The following is a 22,123-nucleotide window of genomic DNA, read 5'->3' as shown; positions in this document are numbered from 1 at the left end:
TATTCACTTCCTCGTTAATCTCCTTTCAGGCAGCTCGCATACTGGTTCGCTAATTGAGTCAGAAACGCTGAATAGCTCGTTTTACCCAGTGCAATATGCGTTCCGAGGGGATCCAACGTTCCCATTCGAACGGATGTCCCTCTCGCAACGGCTTCAACGACCGCTGGCCTGAACTGTGGCTCAGCAAAAACGCAGGTTGCTTTTTGCTCAACCAACTGTGTTCTTATTTCATGTAAACGCTGCGCACCAGGTTGAATCTCAGGGTTGACGGTGAAGTGACCAAGCGGCGTCAGTCCGAAGTGTTTTTCGTAGTAACCATAAGCGTCATGAAAAACGAAGTACCCTTTCCCCTTGAGCGGTGCGAGCTCGTTACCGACCTGTTTATCGACCTGGGCTAATTGTGCCTCAAAATCCTTCAGGTTGGCGTCAAGTTTGGCTCGACTTTGCGGCATAAGTTCCACTAATTTATCATGGATTGCAACCGCTGAAGACCGCGCTATCTCTGGGGAAAGCCAAAGATGCATGTTGTAGTCGCCGTGATGGTGATGGTCGTCACCTTTTTCATCATGAGCAGGGTCGTGATCATGCCCGTCATCGTCGTCGTCCCCCCCTTTCATGAGCAACGGTTTCACCGACGGAAGCTGCGCAATCGTTACCTGTTTTGATTCTGGAATGTTCTTTACTGACTTTTCCATGAACGCTTCCATCTCTGGACCAATCCAGACAACTAAGTCCGCGCCCTGTAAGCGTTTTACGTCGGAAGGACGCAGTGAGTAATCATGTTCCGAGGCGCCATCCGGCAATAAAACCTCGGTCTCTGTTACACCATCAGCAATCGCGGAAGCAATGAACCCCAGGGGCTTAAGGGAGGCAACGACAGCGGCATTTGCGGCGTGTGTTGCACTCCCCCAAAGAGCAGCGGATAATGCTGCGAAAAGAAGCGTATTTTTATGTAACATAATGCAACGAATCATCGTAATGAATGTGTGAAATGTGATATTATAACATTCTATAACTTCTGCAAGCCTAAAATTGACATGACGACTTTGGTTTCACTGGAAAATGTCTCGGTCTCTTATGGTCAACGCCGCGTCCTTTCTGACGTGTCGCTTGAACTCAGACCCGGAAAAATTTTGACTCTCCTTGGCCCTAACGGTGCCGGGAAGTCCACCCTGGTACGTGTGGTATTAGGGCTCGTAACACCTGATGAAGGCGTTATCAAGCGTAACGGCCAGCTACGCGTCGGCTATGTCCCGCAGAAACTGTATCTCGATACCACGCTCCCACTCACCGTAAACCGTTTTTTACGCTTACGTCCTGGCACGCATAAATCAGACATTCTGCCTGCTCTTAAACGCGTTCAGGCTGGCCATCTGATTAACGCGCCCATGCAAAAGTTATCCGGCGGGGAAACGCAGCGTGTGCTGTTGGCGCGCGCGTTATTAAATCAACCGCAGTTGCTGGTGCTGGATGAGCCAACGCAGGGCGTCGATGTCAACGGTCAGGTGGCGCTTTACGATCTCATCGACCAGTTGCGTCGCGAACTCGACTGCGCGGTGTTGATGGTGTCGCATGACCTGCATCTGGTGATGGCCAAAACAGACGAAGTGCTGTGTCTGAATCACCACATTTGCTGCTCCGGTACGCCGGAGATTGTCTCAATGCACCCGGAGTTTATCTCCATGTTTGGGCCGCGCGGCGCTGAGCAGTTAGGCATTTATCGCCATCATCATAATCACCGCCATGATTTACAGGGCCGTATTGTATTGCGCCGGGGAAATGGTCACTCATGATTGAATTTTTGTTACCCGGCTGGTTCGCCGGGATCATGCTGGCCTGCGCTGCAGGTCCGCTGGGCTCGTTCGTGGTCTGGCGTCGGATGTCCTATTTTGGCGATACGCTGGCGCACGCTTCGCTGTTAGGCGTGGCATTTGGTTTACTGCTGGATGTCAATCCGTTTTACGCGGTCATCGCCGTCACGCTGGTGCTGGCGGCAGGTCTGGTGTGGCTTGAGAAACGCCCTCACCTGGCGATCGATACTCTGCTGGGCATTATGGCACACAGCGCCCTGTCGCTGGGTCTGGTGGTGGTCAGTCTGATGTCGAACATCCGTGTCGATTTGATGGCCTATCTGTTTGGCGATTTACTGGCAGTCACGCCTGAAGATCTGATCTCCATCGCCATTGGCGTCGTCATTGTTCTGGCGATTTTGTTCTGGCAGTGGCGCAATTTGCTGTCCATGACCATCAGCCCGGACCTGGCGTTTGTTGATGGGGTGAAAATTCAGCGCGTGAAACTTCTGCTGATGCTGGTGACGGCGTTAACGATCGGGGTGGCAATGAAGTTTGTCGGCGCGCTGATCATCACCTCATTGCTGATAATCCCGGCAGCCACGGCGCGTCGTTTTGCCCGTACGCCAGAGCAGATGGCAGGTGTTGCGGTGATTGTAGGAATGGTAGCGGTTACAGGTGGGCTGACCTTTTCGGCATTTTACGACACGCCAGCCGGCCCTTCGGTCGTTCTGTGCGCTGCGCTGCTGTTTATCCTTACCATGATGAAAAAACAGGCCAGTTGAGGCCTGTTTTTTTACCGGATCGCACTGTCTTCCCTGGCCGGATAAGATGCGCTCGCATCGCTATCCGGCGCTACGCTCAGGGCATTTCCGGCGGAGTGATCCCAAAGTGATTCCACGCACGCACCGTTGCCATACGACCACGCGGGGTACGCTGTAAAAAACCCTGCTGAATCAGATACGGTTCCAGCACGTCCTCAATCGTTTCGCGCTCTTCGCCGATAGCCGCAGCCAGGTTATCTAACCCAACAGGCCCACCAAAGAACTTATCGATCACCGCCAGCAACAGTTTGCGGTCCATATAGTCGAACCCTTCCGCATCGACATTAAGCATATCCAGCGCCTGAGCGGCAATATCCGCCGAGATAGTGCCGTCGTGCTTCACTTCGGCAAAGTCACGCACGCGGCGCAGCAGACGGTTGGCGATACGTGGCGTGCCACGCGCGCGACGGGCGACTTCCAGGGCGCCTTCATCGCTCATCTCCAGTCCCATATAACGTGCGCTGCGCCCGACGATATGCTGTAGATCGGCAACCTGATAAAACTCCAGACGCTGAACGATGCCAAAACGGTCGCGCAACGGCGAGGTTAATGAGCCCGCGCGGGTGGTTGCGCCAATCAGCGTAAAGGGCGGCAGATCGATTTTTATCGAGCGCGCTGCCGGACCTTCACCAATCATGATATCGAGCTGATAGTCCTCCATCGCCGGGTACAATACTTCTTCAACCACCGGAGACAGGCGATGAATTTCGTCGATAAACAGAACGTCGTGCGGCTCGAGGTTAGTGAGCATCGCCGCCAGATCCCCTGCTTTCTCCAGCACCGGACCGGAGGTGGTGCGCAGGTTCACTCCCATTTCATTGGCGACAATATTCGCCAGCGTGGTTTTACCCAGACCCGGCGGGCCGAAAATCAGCAGGTGGTCAAGCGCATCACCGCGCAGTTTCGCCGCCTGGATAAAAATCTCCATCTGCGAGCGCACCTGCGGCTGACCAACGTACTCCGCCAGCAGTTTGGGACGAATCGCCCGGTCTGCCACATCTTCTGGCAACGTGCTTTCTGCTGAAATCAGGCGGTCTGCTTCTATCATCCTCTACCTCACAGCGCGGCGCGGAGCGCTTCGCGGATCAATGTTTCGCTGCTGGCATCCGGGCGGGCAATTTTGCTGACCATCCGGCTGGCTTCCTGAGGTTTATAGCCTAGCGCCACCAGCGCAGCAACCGCTTCCTGTTCAGCATCATCCGTTGCCGGGCTGGCCGGTGAGGTCAGCACCAGATCGGCGGCAGGGGTAAACAGATCGCCATGCAACCCTTTGAAGCGATCTTTCATTTCAACAATCAGACGTTCGGCGGTTTTCTTACCAATGCCCGGTAGTTTCACCAGGGCGGCGGGATCTTCACGCTCGACAGCATTAACAAACTGCGGTGCCGACATGCCGGAGAGGATCGCCAGCGCCAGCTTCGGGCCGACGCCATTCGTCTTAATCAATTCTTTAAACAGGGTACGTTCCTGTTTGTTGTTAAAGCCATACAGCAGTTGGGCATCTTCACGCACCACAAAATGGGTGAAGATAATTGCCTCCTGCCCCGCTTCCGGCAGCTCATAGAAGCAGGTCATCGGCATATGCACTTCATAGCCGACGCCGCCCGTCTCCAGCAGTACCAACGGGGGTTGTTTTTCGAGAATAATGCCTCTGAGTCTGCCTATCACATGACGCTCCTGCGTTAATGGCTCTTGATACAAAGGTGTATCATAAAAAAATGCTGGATAGATATCCAGCGGGGATGAAATTAAAATCCAGAGTTCGCACAGCGTGCTAACGGAGCAGGGCTGCGACAAGCCGTTATCTTCAGGACGCGCGTTTTCCATGGCGATGCTTTTCTGCCGTGGAGAGTGAATGCTTCGACATCCGGCGTAATTTAAACCTGTGCAAAGCCAGGGTAAGAAAAGCGAATGCGCTTATCGCCCAAATGGAGATCAGCACCGGCAAAGGACTGACGTTAAAAAACACATTTTCGCAAGGTTTGCCGACCGCAGGTTTCTTTTTAACGATATTTACGCACATTGTGCTGGCGGGTTCTGTACGCGCGCCCTCGACATGGTAAGTCCAGGCTTTGTATGCCCCCCACCCGCTCAGGTCATAATCATATAATGCAGAACAATCTGTTCTGCCACCCCGGAGGTGGCTACAGGTGTTGGTTGTCCGACGTTCAAAACTGCTGGTGTAGCGCACGGCAGAAACGTTGGCTGTGGTGGTGATGCTATTGCGATGGTAATAGTATTCCATGAATGCCGCATAACCCGTATACAGTAGCAATAGCGTATAAAAGAACGCGATCGGTTTTCTGTACCGTTGGTAGTGCGTAATGAGGGCCCAGCAGGCAAATAGCAGTACCAGTGCATAAATAATTGGCATGAGGGTCTGGTTATCCATGTTGAAATGACTCTTCCGTGTCGCTTAACACGCGCGCATAACTACAAAACATAGTTTCCTTCAACGCTAATTGCACGCTATTTACCAGACTGATTCGTCATAAAGACCATACCTTCACCTGGCGAGTTGCATGCGTTTTTGCTCATCGCTGCCGCGACCAGACTTTACCCAATCTGCATACTTTTCATCTAAAGACGCCCAAGGAGATACATCTCTTTCCATTATTAATTACAGCCAAATAATATTTTTGTTTTATATCATGGTGGCGTCTGCCCATCATTAATTCGTTGCTAAACCCGCGTTATTATCAATTTCAACCGAAACCTGGTTAGCGTAAATTGGGTATTCATTATAATCATTTCTATCGAGGGAACTCGGTAATTCAAAGCATCGCATAAAACATTCCTTGTCATTATTTAAATACAATGCTAGTTCTTTATCAGGATGAAAAAAGACGTTGTTCCACATATCAATAATGGATTAGAACCGTGAAAATTAATTACCCTGCCAAATACGAGACCGGCGATATCGTATTTACCTGCATAGGTGCTCGTCTGTTTGGGCAGATCTCCGCGGCATCACAGTGCTGGTGTAATCATGTAGGGATTATTGTGGGACATAATGGCGATGATTATCTGGTGGCGGAAAGTCGCGTGCCGCTCTCGACGGTCACCACGATGTCGCGTTTTATTCAGCGCTCTACCGATCAACGTTATGCCGTCCGTCGTCTGGCTGGCGGATTAACGACAGAACAGAAACTTTCGCTGGTCGAAAAGGTCCCTGGCCGCCTGCATAAACTCTATCACACCGGCTTTAAATACGACTCTGCACGTCAGTTCTGCTCCAAATTCGTCTTCGATATTTATAAAGAGGCATTATGCATTTCGGTCGGGGAAATAGAGACATTTGAAAATCTTTTGCGCAGCAACCCGAACGCAAAACTTGCCTTCTGGAAGTTCTGGTTTTTAGGTTCAATTCCGTGGGAACGTAAAACCGTAACGCCTGCCAGCCTGTGGCATCATCCGAATTTAGTACTGATTGATGCGAGTGGGATAGAAACGTCTCAGCCAGCAGAGGCTGAGACGGTATAACTAGCGCAGTCGTCCACGCGCCAGATTGAGTCTGGAGTCGCTCATTTGCATCGCGTTTTGGCTTACATGGCAATGGGTGATGGCAATCGCCAGCGCATCGGCGGCATCCGCCTGCGGGTTAGCGGGGAGTTTAAGCAAGGTACGCACCATATGCTGAACCTGACTTTTCTCCGCGCTGCCTATCCCGACGACGGTCTGCTTGACCTGACGTGCCGCATATTCAAACACCGGCAGATCCTGATTTACGGCAGCGACAATCGCCACACCACGCGCCTGACCCAGTTTGAGCGCGGAATCCGCGTTCTTCGCCATAAAAACCTGCTCAATGGCAAAGTAGTCCGGCTGAAACTGGGTAATGATTTCCGACACGCCCGCATAAATCAGCTTCAGGCGCGACGGTAAATCATCCACTTTGGTACGAATACATCCGCTGCCCAGGTAGGTCAGTTGCCGACCGACCTGGCGGATCACGCCATAACCGGTGATGCGTGAGCCCGGGTCAATGCCGAGAATAATGGACATCACGCATCTCCTGTTATGTTATCGCTTAACCACGTCATTCTAAGGTAGCGGCAACCTCATCGGAGATTTCACCGTTGTGGTAAACTTCCTGCACATCATCACAATCTTCCAGCAGGTCGATCAGACGCATCAGTTTAGGTGCGGTTTCCGCATCCATATCCGCTTTGGTCGACGGGATCATTGAGACTTCAGCGCTGTCGGCTTTCAGACCGGCGGCTTCCAGTGCATCACGCACTTTGCCCATCTCTTCCCATGCGGTATAGACATCAATCGCGCCGTCGTCAAAGGTCACAACGTCTTCAGCACCGGCTTCCAGCGCCGCTTCCATGATGGTGTCTTCGTCGCCCTTTTCAAAGGAGATAACGCCTTTTTTGCTGAACAGATACGCCACGGAACCGTCGGTACCGAGGTTGCCGCCAGTTTTGCTGAATGCGTGACGCACTTCCGCTACCGTACGGTTACGGTTGTCGGACAGACATTCAATCATCACCGCGGTGCCGCCAGGACCATAACCTTCATAGATGATGGTTTCCATGTTCGCGTCATCATCACCGCCCACGCCACGCGCGATTGCACGGTTCAGCGTGTCACGCGTCATGTTGTTTGACAGTGCTTTATCTATAGCTGCACGCAGACGCGGGTTAGCGTCCGGATCGCCGCCACCCAGTTTGGCCGCCGTCACCAGCTCACGAATGATCTTGGTGAAAATTTTGCCGCGCTTAGAATCCTGCGCTGCTTTGCGATGTCTGGTGTTGGCCCATTTACTATGACCTGCCATAAATAGTATCTCCAAAAAGCGCGCCTTCTCAGGCGACGTTAATAACAAATTCTTCGATCGCCTGCCGATTACTCCACGACTTGGTTAACTGTGCAGCCTCAGCCGCATTAACCCAACGATAGGTCAGATGTTCGGTGAACACGATCTCTCGTTCTGAGGGAAGTGCCAGGCAAAACCAGGATTCGGTATTACGTTCGATTCCCGGCGCATAGCGATGACGTAAATGGCGAAAAATCTCAAACTCCACCGTGCGCTGGCAGTCAATTAAGGTCAGTTGCTCTGTCGCAACATCAATGGTGACCTCTTCCTTTACTTCGCGCATGGCGGCTTGCGACGCGGTTTCACCCTCTTCCAGACTGCCGGTAACCGACTGCCAGAAATCGGGATCGTCGCGTCGCTGTAACATCAGCACCCGCTTCGTATCTTGGGCAAAAATAACGACCAGAACCGAAACGGGACGCTTATACACTTTATCCTTCACGCTGCCTCTTTGTTGGCTGCCATCGTTCATCCCATTCACATAGTTCTCTATGCTCATGGGTATTCACTCAGTTGCCGCCGCGATGCAACGCGAATGATTTCGTGTACAGCAGCCATATCAGTTATTCTCGGCCTTCTTCACAACCTGAATGCTCAGTTCTGCCAGCGCAGCTTCATTAGCAAAGCTTGGCGCTTCAGTCATCAGGCAGGCAGCAGCCGTGGTTTTCGGGAAGGCAATAACGTCACGAATGTTATCAGTTCCGGTCAGCAGCATGGTCAGACGATCCAGACCAAACGCCAGGCCTGCGTGCGGCGGCGTGCCATATTTCAGCGCATCCAGCAGGAAGCCGAACTTCTCACGCTGCTCTTGTTCGTTGATGCCCAGAATACCAAACACGGTTTGCTGCATTTCGCCGTTGTGGATACGAACGGAACCGCCGCCCACTTCGTAGCCGTTGATCACCATATCGTACGCGTTGGCAACAGCATTTTCAGGCGCAGCCTGAAGCTCAGCAGCAGTCATGTCTTTCGGTGCAGTAAACGGATGGTGCATCGCCGTCAGGCCACCTTCACCATCGTCTTCAAACATCGGGAAGTCGATAACCCACAACGGCGCCCATTTGGTTTCGTCGGTCAGGCTCAGATCTTTACCCAGTTTGAGGCGCAGTGCGCCCATAGAGTCGGCAACCACTTTCTTGCTGTCAGCGCCGAAGAAAATCATATCGCCGTCTTGCGCAGCGGTACGATCCAGAATGGCTTCCACGATTTCAGCATTGAGGAACTTGGCAACAGGGCTGGTGATCCCTTCCAGACCTTTCGCACGCTCGGTGACTTTAATGTAAGCCAAACCTTTCGCACCGTAGATCTTAATAAAGTTACCGTAGTCGTCGATTTGCTTACGACTTAAGCTGGCACCACCCGGCACACGCAGAGCAGCCACGCGGCCTTTCGGATCGTTCGCCGGACCGGAGAATACGGCAAAATCGACGGATTTCAACAGATCGGCAACATCCACCAGTTCCATCGGGTTACGCAGATCCGGCTTATCGGAACCGTAACGACGCTCAGCTTCGGCGAAAGTCATGATCGGGAAATCACCCAGATCCACCCCTTTCACTTCCTGCCACAGATTACGCACCAGCGCTTCCATCACTTCACGCACCTGCGGTGCCGTCATGAAGGAGGTCTCCACGTCGACCTGGGTAAATTCAGGCTGGCGGTCGGCACGTAAGTCTTCGTCGCGGAAGCATTTTACAATCTGATAATAGCGATCAAAGCCAGACATCATCAGCAGCTGTTTGAACAGCTGTGGAGACTGCGGCAGCGCGTAAAATTTACCTTTGTGAACGCGTGAAGGCACCAGATAGTCACGCGCACCTTCTGGCGTGGCTTTGGTCAGCATCGGGGTTTCGATGTCGAGGAAACCGTGGTCATCCATAAAGCGACGCACCAGGCTGGTAATTTTGGCGCGTGTTTTCAGACGCTGCGCCATTTCCGGACGACGCAGGTCCAGGTAGCGATACTTCAGACGCGCTTCTTCGGTATTAACGTGGTTAGAGTCCAGCGGCAGTGATTCTGAACGGTTGATGATGGTCAGATCGGACGCCAGTACTTCAATTTCGCCCGTCGCCATATCGGCGTTAACGTTTTTCGCGTCACGCGCGCGTACGGTACCCGTAACCTGGATGCAGAACTCATTACGCAGTTCGGAGGCCAGCTTTAATGCGTCCGCACGGTCCGGGTCGAAAAATACCTGCACGATACCTTCGCGGTCGCGCATATCGATAAAGATCAGGCTACCAAGATCACGACGACGGTTGACCCAACCACACAGAGTCACCTGCTGCCCCTCGTGGGACAGACGTAGCTGCCCGCAATATTCTGTACGCATGAGATATCCCTTAACTTTGCCGCAGGCGGAATGTCGCCTGCCTCGCAGGTGACCAAGTCGCAGCGTTAGCTGAATGTCACAACTGAATGAAAAAAGGCGGCTATTATACTGGAAATTCTGCCGCACGATAAGAGTCTATCCCATCAAGGTTCGATTACTTACCACTTTGAACCAGAACAGACTCCGAACCAGACACTGACTGTACGCATGTTTACGCCGCAGGTATTGCGTATACGCAAAAAAAAGACAAAATTTGTTGCCCCTCGCCTCCAGGACCGCGACTAAGATAGAGCGAAATAGCGTTGAAAATACGGGAGTCTTTATGCTGGAACTGAACGCCTCAACCACCGCGCTGGTGGTCATTGATTTGCAGGAGGGCATTTTACCCTTCGCCGCAGGCCCACATTCCGCACCAGACGTTGTGGATCGCGCTGCACGTCTGGCGGAAAAATTCCGTGTTCACGGTTCACCGGTGGTGATGGTGCGTGTCGGCTGGTCGCCGGATTACGCAGAAGCACTAAAACAGCCTGTCGATGCCCCATCCCCTGCAAAAGCATTGCCAGAAAACTGGTGGAATTACCCGGCGGCATTGGGCAAAGCCGACAGCGATCTTGAGGTCACTAAACGCCAGTGGGGGGCGTTCTACGGCACTGACCTGGAACTGCAACTGCGCCGTCGCGGCATTGACACGCTCGTCCTGTGCGGGATCTCCACCAACATCGGCGTGGAATCCACGGCCCGCAACGCCTGGGAACTGGGCTTTCGGCTGATCATTGCCGAAGATGCCTGTAGCGCGGCAAGTACCGAGCAACACCAGAGCAGCGTCACGCACATTTTCCCGCGCATCGCCCGCGTGCGTCGCGTGGAAGAAATCCTGAAAGCGCTATGATTTACATCGGCTTACCGCAATGGTCGCACCCAAAGTGGGTGCGTCTGGGGATAACCAGCCTTGAAGAATATGCCCGCCACTTCAATTGTGTGGAGGGCAATACCACCTTGTACGCGCTTCCTAAAGCCGAGGTGGTTGAACGCTGGCACGCGCAGACGACCGATGATTTTCGCTTCTGTTTTAAGTTTCCGGCGACCATCACGCATCAAGCCGCGCTGAAAAACTGTGACGATTTAGTGCTGGAGTTTTTGACCCGCATGTCGCCGCTTGAGGGGCGCATTGGTCAATACTGGCTCCAGCTTCCCGCCACATTTTCACCTCGCGAACTTCCGGCATTGTGGCAATTTCTTGATGCCCTGCCCGGGCGCTTCACGTACGGTGTTGAAGTCCGGCATCCGGGATTCTTTGCAAAAGGCGAAGAGGAACAACAGCTCAATCGTGGCTTACACGAGAGAGGCGTCAACCGGGTCATTCTCGACAGCCGTCCAGTCCATGCCGCCCGCCCTCACAATGAGGCGATACGCGAGGCGCAGCGCAAGAAACCCAGAGTCCCTGTACATGCGGTTGTCACTGCCGGTCACCCGATGGTGCGATTCATCGGCAGCGATGACATGATACAAAATCGTGATTTTTTCACCGCCTGGTTAAACAAATTACCGCTCTGGGAACAGTCCACGACGCCCTACCTTTTTTTACACACGCCCGATATCGCGCAGGCTCCGGAGTTAGTAGACGCCATCTGGCAGGATTTACATGCCGTTATTCCTGGTATTGGCGCCGCACCGTCTATTCCACAGCAATCTTCTCTTTTCTGAAAATGCCACCTATCATAGACAATGCCATCAGCCATTTTAAAGGGAGTTTGTATGGTAAGCGCGCTATATGCCGTATTGGGTGCGTTATTGTTGATGAAGTTCTCCTTTGACGTTGTTCGTCTACGGATGCAGTACCGCGTTGCCTATGGTGACGGCGGTTTTAGCGAGCTACAAAGTGCGATTCGTATTCATGGCAATGCGGTGGAATATATTCCTGTTGCGCTGGTACTGCTGCTGTTTATGGAGATGAACGGTGCGGAAACATGGATGGTGCACATCTGCGGCCTGATTCTCATTGCCGGTCGGCTCATGCATTATTACGGGTTCTATCACCGGCTGTTTCGCTGGCGGCGTTCCGGTATGAGCGCAACCTGGTGCGCCCTGTTGCTGATGGTGCTGGCAAATCTCTGGTATATGCCCTGGGAGTTGGTTTTCTCCCTGCATTAGCGCACAATACGCCCCTTTATTTTTCCCGGACTTTTACGTTATGTCTCACCGCGACACGCTTTTTTCTGCGCCTATCGCCAGCCTGGGTGACTGGACCTTTGATGAACGGGTAGCTGAAGTCTTCCCGGATATGATCCAGCGTTCCGTTCCCGGCTACTCCAACATTATCTCGATGATTGGCATGCTGGCTGAACGTTTTGTTAAACCCAACACACAGGTCTACGATTTGGGTTGTTCTCTGGGCGCGGCGACGCTCTCGGTGCGTCGCAACATCCATCATGACAATTGCAAGATAATCGCCGTCGACAACTCACCAGCAATGATTGAACGCTGCCGCCGCCACATCGATGCTTACAAAGCCCCGACGCCCGTTGAGATTGTGGAAGGCGATATTCGTCATATCGCTATCGAAAACGCCTCGATGGTGGTGCTGAATTTTACCCTGCAATTCCTTGAGCCGCCCGAGCGCCAGGCATTGCTGGATAAGATTTATCAGGGGTTGAATCCGGGCGGCGCGCTGGTGCTGTCAGAGAAGTTCAGTTTTGAAGATGTGCAGGTCGGCGAATTGCTGTTCAACATGCATCATGACTTCAAACGTGCCAACGGCTACAGCGAACTGGAAATCAGCCAGAAGCGCAGCATGCTGGAAAACGTCATGCTGACCGATTCCGTCGAAACTCATAAAACGCGTCTGCGTCAGGCCGGATTCGAGCACAGCGAACTGTGGTTCCAGTGCTTCAACTTTGGTTCTCTGGTGGCGCTAAAAGCTGAGGTTTCCGCATGATTGAGTTCGGAAATTTTTATCAGCTAATTGCCAAAAATCACCTTTCCCACTGGCTTGAAACCCTGCCCGCGCAAATTGCGGCCTGGCAGCGCGATCAGCATGGTCTGTTTAAACAGTGGTCGAACGCGGTTGAATTTCTGCCAGAGTTAACGCCGCACCGTCTGGATCTGCTGCACAGCGTCACTGCCGAAAGCGAAACACCGCTGAGCGAAGGCCAGCTTAAACGTATCGATACCCTGATGCGCAACCTGATGCCGTGGCGTAAAGGCCCGTACTCGTTGTACGGCGTCAATATTGATACCGAATGGCGTTCTGACTGGAAGTGGGATCGCGTATTGCCGCATCTGTCCGATCTTACCGGGCGCACAATTCTGGATGTGGGCTGCGGCAGCGGCTATCACATGTGGCGCATGATTGGCGCTGGCGCACATCTCGCCGTCGGGATCGACCCAACGCAGCTGTTTTTGTGCCAGTTTGAAGCGGTGCGGAAATTGTTAGGTAACGATCAGCGTGCGCATCTGCTGCCGCTGGGGATCGAACAACTGCCCGCGCTGAATGCGTTTGATACCGTATTTTCGATGGGCGTGCTTTATCATCGCCGCTCGCCGCTGGAGCATCTATGGCAGTTAAAGGATCAACTGGTCAAAGACGGTGAACTGGTGCTTGAGACGCTGGTCGTCGAGGGCGATGAAAATACCGTTCTGGTGCCGGGCGATCGCTACGCGCAGATGCGTAACGTCTACTTTATTCCTTCCGCGCTGGCGTTAAAAAACTGGCTGGAGAAATGCGGTTTTGTCGATGTGCGTATCGCGGACGTTTGTGTAACGTCAACCGAAGAGCAGCGCCGTACCGAATGGATGGTGACCGAGTCGCTGGCCGATTTCCTTGACCCGAACGACAGCAGCAAAACGGTCGAAGGCTACCCCGCCCCTCTGCGTGCGGTGTTGATTGCGCGTAAACCCTGATGAATTTCCCGGTGGCGCTATGCTTACCGGGCCTACAACGCTAATGAAAATTACGCACACTTCGAAAAAGATAAAAAAAGGCCCCTGTTGAAATTGCAGGGGCCTGGTACGAGCAAGCATCATATTGGGCGACATGATGCAACGGTAAAAATCAGTTGGCCTGATGACGAACAATGATTCCTTTCATCTCTGCAACCGCCGCCCCGTCAACCACACTGCGGGAATATTCATCCGCTTGCGTATCCGCTGACATCGACAGTCCCTGATTGCGATAACGCATTGGCGAGGCAACCTGGGTTCCGGCAGAACTGTGTACTTCCCTGACACCTGCATTCAGGAAATCCTGCAAATTTTTTGCACGAACCCCTGCTCCGGCCATAATTATTGGAGCACCGGCCTGTGCAATTAGTTCCATAATTATTGGTAAACCTTGCAGTGCGTCAGATTTTTGCCCGGATGTCAGCACTCTCGCAACACCCAAATCTGCCAGATTCTTAAGCGCATTTAATGGATTAGCGCACATATCGAAGGCACGATGAAACGTCACGGCTAACGGCCCGGCAGCGGCCATTATTTTTTCCATTCGCGGCATATCCACGTTACCGTCCACGTCCAGAATGCCCACCACCAGTCCGGGAAAACCCAATTCCCTGACCGTGCGCACATCGTCCAGCATGGCGGCAAATTCACCGTCGGTATAACAAAAATCACCGCCGCGGGGGCGAATAATCGGATGCACGGGAATCGTTACGTGTTGACGAACCGAACGCAGCACACCCAGCGAAGGCGTCAATCCGCCCTCTTTCGGTGCTGAACACAACTCGATCCGATCGGCACCGTTTTGCTGCGCGGTTAACGCGCACTCCATGCTGTAACAACAAATCTCGAGCAATGCCATACTCACTCCTTTTTCTGAATCGTATATCATGCCATGTCGGTTTGCGCTAAACGTCGCAGACGCTCACAAACTCATTGCCCTGACTGTTCGCTTGCCACAATGGCTTCAATCGACCACGGGTGAAACTTGATGGTGACCTTACCATCCGTCACCGCCAGCGTCGGGTTCGGCAGACGTTCGTGCTCGCCTTTAGGCGAACTGGTTTTCACAAAAATCCCCGGCTGGCTTAAACCATCGTCAGAGAGCAGCGCCAGCGCCCGGGCGTTCAACGTTTCCGGCTCGCCAGGCAACACAATTTCAATATGTTCCCAGCCTTCGTGCGGGTAGCGCTTTTCGCCCGGCCACGGCAATTCCACAACGCTGAATTGCCAGTGTTCAACACAAACAGGTTCTTTCAATTTGAACAGACAGATCGGTCTGCCATTGATGATATTTTCCGACAGGAGTTCGCCGCACTGCTCAAAGCCACGGCGCCACCGTTCTGCGGTCGCATTCTGATGGCAGCGAAGAGAGATATGGTCGGCCTCAAGGGGGGCCAGATCCAGACCGAGGCGAGTAGAAAGCGCCGTTAACGCCAGCGCAAAACGCGGCAAATCCGCGGAAATATCATGCAGTTCGTCAATAGATTGCCAGTTCGCCATTTTGGATACTCTTCTTCATCTTCAAAGCCGCTAATTTACTCTGTTGCGGGGCGGCAACCAACCGCTGATTGTGGTCAACGCGCCGTGAACAGTGATGCCTCATTCTATTGAGGCGATTTCAGAGCAGCGACGACATGCGCCAGTGCTGACGCAAACGGGCATTTGCAGTATACTCCCGCCCTAAATTCTTAAACTGGTGCGGGCACAGTCAACTCGCGTCTTAAACGTAAGGTATTCCGGTGAATATTCAGGCTCTTCTCTCAGAAAAAGTCCGTCAGGCCATGATTGCTGCAGGCGCGCCTGCAGATTGCGAACCTCAGGTTCGTCAGTCAGCAAAAGTACAGTTCGGCGACTATCAGGCTAACGGCATGATGGCAGTTGCTAAAAAACTGGGTATGGCGCCGCGACAACTTGCAGAGCAGGTGCTGACTCATCTGGATCTCAACGGCATCGCCAGCAAGGTTGAAATTGCCGGTCCGGGCTTTATCAATATTTTCCTCGATGCGGCGTTTCTCGCCCAAAACGTACAGCAGGCGCTGACCAGTGACCGTCTGGGTGTCGCTCTCCCAGAAAAGCAGACAGTTGTTGTGGATTACTCTGCGCCTAACGTCGCTAAAGAGATGCACGTCGGCCACCTGCGTTCGACCATTATCGGTGACGCGGCCGTGCGTACCCTGGAGTTTCTGGGCCACCACGTTATTCGCGCCAACCACGTCGGCGACTGGGGCACACAGTTTGGTATGCTGATCGCCTGGCTGGAAAAACAGCAGCAGGAAAACGCCGGTGAAATGGCGCTGGCTGACCTGGAAGGATTCTATCGTGATGCGAAGAAGCACTACGATGAAGATGAAGTGTTTGCCGAGCGCGCACGTAATTACGTGGTGAAACTGCAAGGCGGCGATGCGTACTTCCGCGAAATGTGGCGCAAACTGGTCGACATCACCATGACGCAGAACCAGTTAACCTACGATCGCCTGAATGTGACGCTGACGCGTGACGACGTGATGGGCGAGAGCCTGTACAACCCGATGCTGCCGGGTATCGTCGCCGATCTGAAAGCCAAAGGCCTGGCCGTTGAAAGCGAAGGCGCGACGGTGGTGTTCCTTGATGAGTACAAAAACAAGGAAGGCGACCCGATGGGCGTCATCATTCAGAAGAAAGATGGCGGCTACCTCTATACCACCACTGACATCGCCTGCGCCAAATACCGCTATGAAACGCTGCATGCCGATCGCGTGCTGTACTACATCGATTCCCGCCAGCACCAACACCTGATGCAGGCATGGACTATCGTGCGTAAAGCGGGCTATGTGCCGGACTCCGTACCGCTGGAACACCATATGTTCGGCATGATGCTGGGTAAAGACGGTAAACCGTTCAAAACCCGCGCGGGCGGCACGGTGAAACTGGCTGACCTGCTGGACGAAGCGCTTGAACGCGCACGCCGTCTGGTGGCAGAGAAGAATCCTGACATGCCTGCCGATGAGCTGGAAAAACTGGCAAATGCCGTCGGCATCGGCGCGGTGAAATATGCGGATCTCTCCAAAAACCGCACCACCGACTACATCTTCGACTGGGACAACATGCTGGCGTTTGAAGGCAACACAGCGCCTTACATGCAGTATGCATACACCCGTGTCCTGTCCGTATTCCGTAAAGCAGAAATCGATGAAGACGCGCTGGCGGCGGCACCGGTTATCATCAGCGAAGATCGCGAAGCGCAGTTAGCCGCTCGCCTGTTGCAGTTTGAAGAGACGCTGACAGTGGTCGCGCGTGAAGGTACGCCGCACGTCATGTGCGCCTATCTGTACGATCTCGCCGGTCTGTTCTCCGGTTTCTATGAGCACTGCCCGATCCTGAGCGCAGAAAGCGAAACCGTGCGTAACAGCCGTCTGAAACTGGCGTTGTTGACGGCCAAAACGCTGAAACTGGGTCTGGATACGCTGGGTATCGAAACCGTAGAACGTATGTAAGCCCGTACGCTTAACATTCAGGCCTGAGTTCGCTTGCGGACTCAGGCCTTTTTTATGTCCGGCGTTCGCACTCTGTAACATGCCACAAGGAATGACACATTTCTCTGGAGGGATGGTACATTTTTTGTCTGTCATCGCGTTGACCTCTCCGTATCATTAGGCGGCTAATTAATCAGGTACGGGTCAATGACGTTTAAAGATTTCGCAGCAGAAGAGAAACTCTTTCTGAGACGGGTAGTGGTGGCGTTCGGCCTGGTGGTTATCTGCTTTGGGATCCTTCTCTTCAATCTCTACAATTTACAAATTCGCCAGCATCAGTACTACGCGACCCGCTCGAATGAGAACGACATTAAAATGCTGCCGGTCGCACCTACCCGGGGCATGATCTATGACCGCAACGGCATCCCGCTGGTACGCAACGTGACCTGGTACGATATCGCGGTTACGCCCTACAAAATCAGCAATATGGATACGCTAATCCAGCAGTTGACGCCCATCGTTGACCTGACTCAGGAGGATATCGATGCCTTTCGCCATGCGCTGAAATCAGGCAGTCGCTATCGACCGGTGGTGCTTAAAAATGCCCTGACCGAAGTCGAGATTGCGCGCTTCTCAGTGAACCAGTTTCGTTTCAGCGGCGTCACCGTCAACAGCTACGAAGATCGGGAATATCCCTACGGTGCGGAACTGGCGCACGTGCTTGGCTATGTCTCAAAAATTAACGATAGCGATCTAAAAACACTCAGCAAAGAAGGGATTGCGGAAAACTACGCCGCCGACCATAACATCGGCAAACAGGGTATTGAACGCTACTACGAAAACGAACTGCACGGCAAAACCGGCTATCAGGAAGTGGAGGTGGATAATCATGGACGGATTGTCCGTCTGCTGAAGGATGTCCCCCCCGTCGCCGGGAAAAATATCCACCTGACGCTGGATCTCCACCTGCAGGAATATATTGAGAGTCTGGTTGCCGGACAACGCGCAGCGGTACTGGTTGAAGATCCGCATGACGGCGCGGTACTGGCGATGGTCTCGAATCCCAGCTATGACCCCAATCCCTTTGTGAAAGGCATCAGCTATCAGGCGTACGATAAACTGCTGAAGGATAAAGATCTGCCGTTGATTAATCGCGTCACCCAAGGGCTGTATCCACCGGCATCCACGGTAAAACCGTATATGGCGATGTCGGCGCTGTTAAACGGCGTGATTACACCGCAGACCAGCTTCTTTGGCGCGCCAACATGGACGCTCCCCGGCACCGAACGCCGCTACCGCGACTGGAAGAAAACCGGCCACGGCATGCTGAATGTCACCAAAGCGATTGAAGAGTCGGCTGACACTTTTTTCTATCAGGTCGCTTTTATGATGGGTATCGACAGGATCGACAGCATGTTGTCGCAGTTTGGCTACGGTAAACCGACCGGTATCGACCTTAACGAAGAGTACAACGGCCTGCTGCCGAGCCGCGACTGGAAACAGCGGGTACATAAAAAGACCTGGTATCAGGGAGATACCATCTCGGTCGGCATCGGCCAGGGGTACTGGATCGCCACGCCGATTCAGATGGTGAAAGCAATGGTGGCCCTGCTCAACAATGGGAAAGTGATCGCCCCTCACCTGTTGCAGGAAGAAGATAACGGCAAAACCCGGATTCCTTACCACGCCGCCACGCCACCGACACAAATCGCCAACGCCGCATCACCGTATTGGGGACTGGTGCGCCAGGCGATGTTCGGTATGGCCAATTCCCCTAACGGTACCGGCTATAAGTTCTTCCACACCGCACCTTACGGTATTGCCGCCAAGAGTGGTACGTCTCAGGTGTTCAGCCTGAAAGAGAACCAGACCTACAATGCGAAAATGATCCCGATTCGCCTGCGCGACCACGTGTTCTACACCGCGTTTGCGCCCTATAACAACCCAAAAGTCGCCATCGCATTGATTCTGGAAAACGGTGGCAGCGACGGTGTGACCGCCGCGCCGGTGATGCGTCAAATACTTGATCATCTGTTTGTGTCGCAAAACGCCGTTGCCCAGCCCGTTCACCGCCAGGCGGAAGGCGCGTCCCCGGTAGCGAAACCGACACCGGGGAGCGTTTGAGTGGATTAGAAGTACTTACGCAGATACTCGGTGAGGCACAGCATCGCCATCGCCTGGCCGTACGGCATCGATGTCAGCGGGATCTCGCGATAGAAATCAAGGTCATGGCCCATGCCGGTACCAAAGGACGTTTGCAGCAACTCACCTTGCGGTGAAATGTGCGCTACGATGCCTTTAATGGCCTTCTCGGCAACCACCGCATACTCCTGACCAACATAGCGTTTACGTACCGCTTTCAGAATACCGTAGGCAAATCCCGCCGTGGCCGACGCTTCCAGGTATGATTGCGGATCGTCCAGTAAGGTATGCCACAACCCGCTCTCATCCTGACAATTCGCCAGTGCAGCTATTTGCGCATTCAGCACCTGCACAAGATAACGGCGGACGGCGTTGTTTTCAGGCAGATCCAGTAGTTCCAGAAAATCCGGGATCACGATGGTCAGCCAGCTGTTGCCACGCGCCCAGCGGGCATTGGCAAAGTTATGGTGCCCATCATAGTTCCAGCCGTGGAACCACAGCCCCGTCTCTTTATCCATCAGATTCTGCACATGCAGCAGGAACTGATAGGTCGCTTCTTCTACATACGCCGGACGATTGAGGAGTTTGCCAATTTTCGCCAGCGGCAACACCGTCATCATCAGCGTGTCGTCCCACATCTGCTGATGGTTTTCTTCCGCCAGCGTGATGTGTTGCATACCGCCGTGATCGGTGCGTGGCATCTCATTCATCGCCCACTCCGCCCAGCTATCAAGCCACGGCAGATACGCCGGGTTGCGGGTTTCTTCGTAGCGGTAGGCCAGCGTTAAAAACGGTGCCATCGTATTGACGTTTTTGGTGGTTGCGCCCTCGGCGAAACGGTCGGCAAACCAGCTGTCGATGGTGTCGCGCGTCGCCTCATCGCCGGTCTGCTGGTAGTACTGGTACATCCCGTACAAGCCGACGCCGTGGGTCCACTCCCATCCGGCCCAACCTTTGGTGTCAATTACCCGGCCATCATCCAGTCGTAGCAGAAATTGACCTGTCTCATCCTTGATATCCACCAGGTTTTTAGTCACCGTCTGAATCAAGTCTTTCAGCGCTTCCCGTGAGATAAAACGCTCCGGTTGACGTAATAATGGGCTGTGTTTGACGGGCCAAACTTTCATATCTTAACCTCTATTGTATGTCGAATTCATTGCCGCGCCTTGCTTAAGAGACGGCGCAGCCGGTTTATTACGGTTCAGGTAACCAATATTGTTGTTACCCCAAAGTGATTCGTACGGTATGCCTGCAAGCATCTCGACGGTGGCGCGTGCCTGCGGCGTAATCTCTTCTGGCAGTGCCCGGCCCGAGTTACGCATTTTGGCGGTCTCTTCACGCAGAACACTGTGCGTTTGCAGATTCAGCTTGAAGCGCAGGGAAACCAGGAAGCCCAGCGCCAGTACGATTAGCGTGCCGCAGCTCAGAATCAACAGAATAGTGTGGCTGACGGCTTCAGGCTGCGTACTCTGCCCTGACACAAAGCCCGACAGCTGCATCACAATCCCCACCAGCATCACCGCTCCCGCCTGAGACGCTTTACGGGTCAGCGTCATAATGCCTGCGAAGATCCCTTCACGACGCTGTCCGGTAATGACTTCATCGACATCGGCAATGTAGGTATAGGTGTTCCAGGGTACATAGTTGATACCGCCGCGTCCCAGACCCGCAATCGCAGAAACCAGCAGTAACAGCGTGTACACATCGCTCATACCGGCATAATAGAGAACGGCATACGACAGCGAACTCAGGCCAAACAGGACGACCACCATCCGGTAAGACGGTGCAGGTCCAAAACGGATGCACAGCGGGATCATCCCGATAACCGCAATGAACTGGAATATCGCCATCGTACCCAGCAGATTCGACGCCATTGAGGCTTCCTGCATGAGAACGAAGACCACGTAGTAGGTAAAGACCGCGTTAAAGACGTCCTGGGCGATGTATCCGCCAAGGTACATCCCCAAATGCTGACGGAAAATTTTGATGCGCAGCGTCGAACTCAGTTCAACGAACAGACGACTCATGCTCTGGCGGAAGTTCAGATTCTTCTTCTCTTCCTCGGCACGCAGAGCCGCTTCCGTCCACTCTTCACGTGGACGCTCCCAGGTAAAGAACCATACAAACGTCAGCATCAGCGCGCACAGTACCGAGAACACCATGCTGGCATAGAAAAAGGAGACCGGGTTGTCTTTACCAAAGGTCGTCAGAAGAATGCCCGGCAGGAAGGAGGCCAGAATGGCGGACATTTGCGCCATTGCAATACGCGCCCCGGAGAACTTGGTCTTCTGCTTGAAGTCATCGGTCATCTCCGGCACCAGCGTCTCGTAAGGCACCAGGATCATGGTGTAAACGACATCAAAGATCAGATAGGTCAGCAGGTAGTACCAGAAACTCATGTCGCCAACCCACATCAGTGAGTAGCTGAATACGCAAGGGATCCCGAGCAGAATAAAGAACTTACGACGGCCAAAACGTTTACCGAGCCACGTAGAGCCGAAGTTATCGGTTAAAAAGCCCATCAGCGGGCTCACAACGGCATCAAGTACCCTTGCAGCAGCAAAAATGAACGTCGCCTCGATCGGCGTTAACCCGCAAAACGTCGTATAGAAGTAAAGAAGCCAGGCAGCTGTTAGCGCGGTCGTTCCGGCACCTAAAAAGTCACCAGCCCCATAAGCAAAATAATTCACCAATCCAATTTTACGTGTATTCATTGCCGTTAACCCTGCAAAGATGAAGAGATCGCCAACGCTGGACCTCACCAGCCCCACCAGACGAACGGAGGAGTAAGTGAAAAACCAGGGGGAGTTCATACACGGCTA

General features: G+C 53.3%; 22 protein-coding genes. 10 read left to right on the top strand and 12 right to left on the bottom strand.

Annotated features, from left to right (window positions below; genetic code table 11):
• Positions 1-14 precede the first annotated feature (14 nt).
• Complete coding sequence (znuA, locus tag AC07NP_RS10735; protein ID WP_494660468.1) at positions 15-959, bottom strand: zinc ABC transporter substrate-binding protein ZnuA; 945 nt, start codon at positions 957-959, stop codon at positions 15-17.
• 78 nt (positions 960-1,037) lie between these two features.
• Here znuA and znuC point away from each other — a divergent pair, with 78 nt between their 5' ends.
• Both znuC and znuB read left to right on the top strand, forming a co-directional pair.
• Positions 1,038-1,793 carry a zinc ABC transporter ATP-binding protein ZnuC gene (gene znuC / locus AC07NP_RS10730; RefSeq protein ID WP_192612494.1) on the top strand — a complete coding sequence of 252 codons (756 nt, stop codon included), beginning with the start codon at positions 1,038-1,040 and terminating at the stop codon, positions 1,791-1,793.
• The gene (gene znuB, locus AC07NP_RS10725; protein ID WP_203360922.1) at positions 1,790-2,575 is read left to right on the top strand and encodes a zinc ABC transporter permease subunit ZnuB; all 786 of its coding nucleotides are present in this window, start codon (positions 1,790-1,792) and stop codon (positions 2,573-2,575) included. The genes znuC and znuB overlap by 4 nt, the downstream gene beginning before the upstream one ends.
• Before the next feature lie 76 nt (positions 2,576-2,651).
• On the opposite strand, the gene ruvB is transcribed toward znuB, so the two are convergent.
• The 3 genes from ruvB to AC07NP_RS10710 form a co-directional block, all read right to left on the bottom strand.
• Complete coding sequence (gene ruvB / locus AC07NP_RS10720) at positions 2,652-3,662, bottom strand: Holliday junction branch migration DNA helicase RuvB (RefSeq protein WP_192612496.1); 1,011 nt, start codon at positions 3,660-3,662, stop codon at positions 2,652-2,654.
• A gap of 8 nt (positions 3,663-3,670) precedes the next feature.
• Positions 3,671-4,282, bottom strand: a complete 612-nt coding sequence (ruvA, locus tag AC07NP_RS10715; protein ID WP_276294834.1) for a Holliday junction branch migration protein RuvA — start codon at positions 4,280-4,282, stop codon at positions 3,671-3,673.
• Between the two features lie 139 nt (positions 4,283-4,421).
• Entirely contained in the window at positions 4,422-4,988 is a 567-nt protein-coding gene (locus AC07NP_RS10710) for a hypothetical protein (protein ID WP_494660467.1), read from the bottom strand.
• 506 nt (positions 4,989-5,494) lie between these two features.
• Between AC07NP_RS10710 and AC07NP_RS10705 the strand changes: the two genes are divergently transcribed.
• A complete protein-coding gene (locus AC07NP_RS10705) occupies positions 5,495-6,097 on the top strand; it encodes a YebB family permuted papain-like enzyme (protein WP_494660466.1) in 603 nt (200 codons plus the stop codon).
• Here the strand turns inward: AC07NP_RS10705 and ruvC are convergent, their stop codons facing one another.
• The 4 genes from ruvC to aspS form a co-directional block, all read right to left on the bottom strand.
• Positions 6,098-6,619: a crossover junction endodeoxyribonuclease RuvC gene (gene ruvC / locus AC07NP_RS10700; protein WP_203360920.1), complete on the bottom strand. Its 522-nt coding sequence runs from the start codon at positions 6,617-6,619 to the stop codon at positions 6,098-6,100. It abuts the gene before it with no gap.
• 34 nt (positions 6,620-6,653) lie between these two features.
• Positions 6,654-7,397 carry a YebC/PmpR family DNA-binding transcriptional regulator gene (locus AC07NP_RS10695; RefSeq protein ID WP_192612498.1) on the bottom strand — a complete coding sequence of 248 codons (744 nt, stop codon included), beginning with the start codon at positions 7,395-7,397 and terminating at the stop codon, positions 6,654-6,656.
• A gap of 28 nt (positions 7,398-7,425) precedes the next feature.
• Positions 7,426-7,878 carry a dihydroneopterin triphosphate diphosphatase gene (gene nudB, locus AC07NP_RS10690; protein WP_276295165.1) on the bottom strand — a complete coding sequence of 151 codons (453 nt, stop codon included), beginning with the start codon at positions 7,876-7,878 and terminating at the stop codon, positions 7,426-7,428.
• 117 nt (positions 7,879-7,995) lie between these two features.
• Positions 7,996-9,768: an aspartate--tRNA ligase gene (gene aspS / locus AC07NP_RS10685; protein WP_203360919.1), complete on the bottom strand. Its 1,773-nt coding sequence runs from the start codon at positions 9,766-9,768 to the stop codon at positions 7,996-7,998.
• A gap of 322 nt (positions 9,769-10,090) precedes the next feature.
• Here aspS and AC07NP_RS10680 point away from each other — a divergent pair, with 322 nt between their 5' ends.
• Genes AC07NP_RS10680 through cmoB form a run of 5 tightly spaced genes read left to right on the top strand, consistent with a single transcriptional unit; the run spans position 10,091 to position 13,668 of the window.
• Positions 10,091-10,657: a hydrolase gene (locus AC07NP_RS10680; protein WP_494660465.1), complete on the top strand. Its 567-nt coding sequence runs from the start codon at positions 10,091-10,093 to the stop codon at positions 10,655-10,657.
• Positions 10,654-11,472, top strand: a complete 819-nt coding sequence (locus tag AC07NP_RS10675) for a DUF72 domain-containing protein (RefSeq protein WP_494660464.1) — start codon at positions 10,654-10,656, stop codon at positions 11,470-11,472. Before AC07NP_RS10680 ends, AC07NP_RS10675 begins: the two co-directional genes overlap by 4 nt.
• Before the next feature lie 51 nt (positions 11,473-11,523).
• Entirely contained in the window at positions 11,524-11,919 is a 396-nt protein-coding gene (locus AC07NP_RS10670) for an MAPEG family protein (RefSeq protein WP_192612502.1), read from the top strand.
• 40 nt (positions 11,920-11,959) lie between these two features.
• On the top strand, positions 11,960-12,703 hold the full coding sequence (cmoA, locus tag AC07NP_RS10665; RefSeq protein WP_494660463.1) for a carboxy-S-adenosyl-L-methionine synthase CmoA: 744 nt from the start codon (positions 11,960-11,962) through the stop codon (positions 12,701-12,703).
• Positions 12,700-13,668 (top strand): tRNA 5-methoxyuridine(34)/uridine 5-oxyacetic acid(34) synthase CmoB, encoded by a 969-nt coding sequence (cmoB, locus tag AC07NP_RS10660; RefSeq protein ID WP_271446262.1) that lies wholly within the window; start codon positions 12,700-12,702, stop codon positions 13,666-13,668. Before cmoA ends, cmoB begins: the two co-directional genes overlap by 4 nt.
• Positions 13,669-13,819: 151 nt before the next feature.
• Here cmoB and cutC read toward each other — a convergent pair whose 3' ends face one another.
• Together cutC and AC07NP_RS10650 are read right to left on the bottom strand one after the other, a co-directional pair.
• Positions 13,820-14,566: a copper homeostasis protein CutC gene (cutC, locus tag AC07NP_RS10655; RefSeq protein ID WP_494660462.1), complete on the bottom strand. Its 747-nt coding sequence runs from the start codon at positions 14,564-14,566 to the stop codon at positions 13,820-13,822.
• Between the two features lie 71 nt (positions 14,567-14,637).
• A complete protein-coding gene (locus AC07NP_RS10650; RefSeq protein WP_494660461.1) occupies positions 14,638-15,207 on the bottom strand; it encodes a VOC family protein in 570 nt (189 codons plus the stop codon).
• Positions 15,208-15,446: 239 nt separating this feature from the next.
• On the opposite strand from AC07NP_RS10650, the gene argS reads away from it, so the two are divergent.
• Entirely contained in the window at positions 15,447-17,180 is a 1,734-nt protein-coding gene (gene argS, locus AC07NP_RS10645; protein WP_494660460.1) for an arginine--tRNA ligase, read from the top strand.
• A 186-nt stretch (positions 17,181-17,366) separates the two neighbouring features.
• On the top strand, positions 17,367-19,283 hold the full coding sequence (mrdA, locus tag AC07NP_RS10640; RefSeq protein ID WP_494660459.1) for a penicillin-binding protein 2: 1,917 nt from the start codon (positions 17,367-17,369) through the stop codon (positions 19,281-19,283).
• A 5-nt stretch (positions 19,284-19,288) separates the two neighbouring features.
• On the opposite strand, the gene bglB is transcribed toward mrdA, so the two are convergent.
• Both bglB and AC07NP_RS10630 read right to left on the bottom strand, forming a co-directional pair.
• Positions 19,289-20,428 (bottom strand): beta-galactosidase BglB, encoded by a 1,140-nt coding sequence (bglB, locus tag AC07NP_RS10635; protein WP_494660458.1) that lies wholly within the window; start codon positions 20,426-20,428, stop codon positions 19,289-19,291.
• A gap of 3 nt (positions 20,429-20,431) precedes the next feature.
• Positions 20,432-22,015: an MFS transporter gene (locus AC07NP_RS10630; protein ID WP_494660520.1), complete on the bottom strand. Its 1,584-nt coding sequence runs from the start codon at positions 22,013-22,015 to the stop codon at positions 20,432-20,434.
• Positions 22,016-22,123 lie beyond the last annotated feature (108 nt).

The sequence above is a fragment of the Citrobacter sp. GW821-FHT07H02 genome, assembly GCF_059418505.1.
Note: the sequence above shows the minus strand (reverse complement) of the source record. Positions and strands in the feature narration are given on the sequence as shown.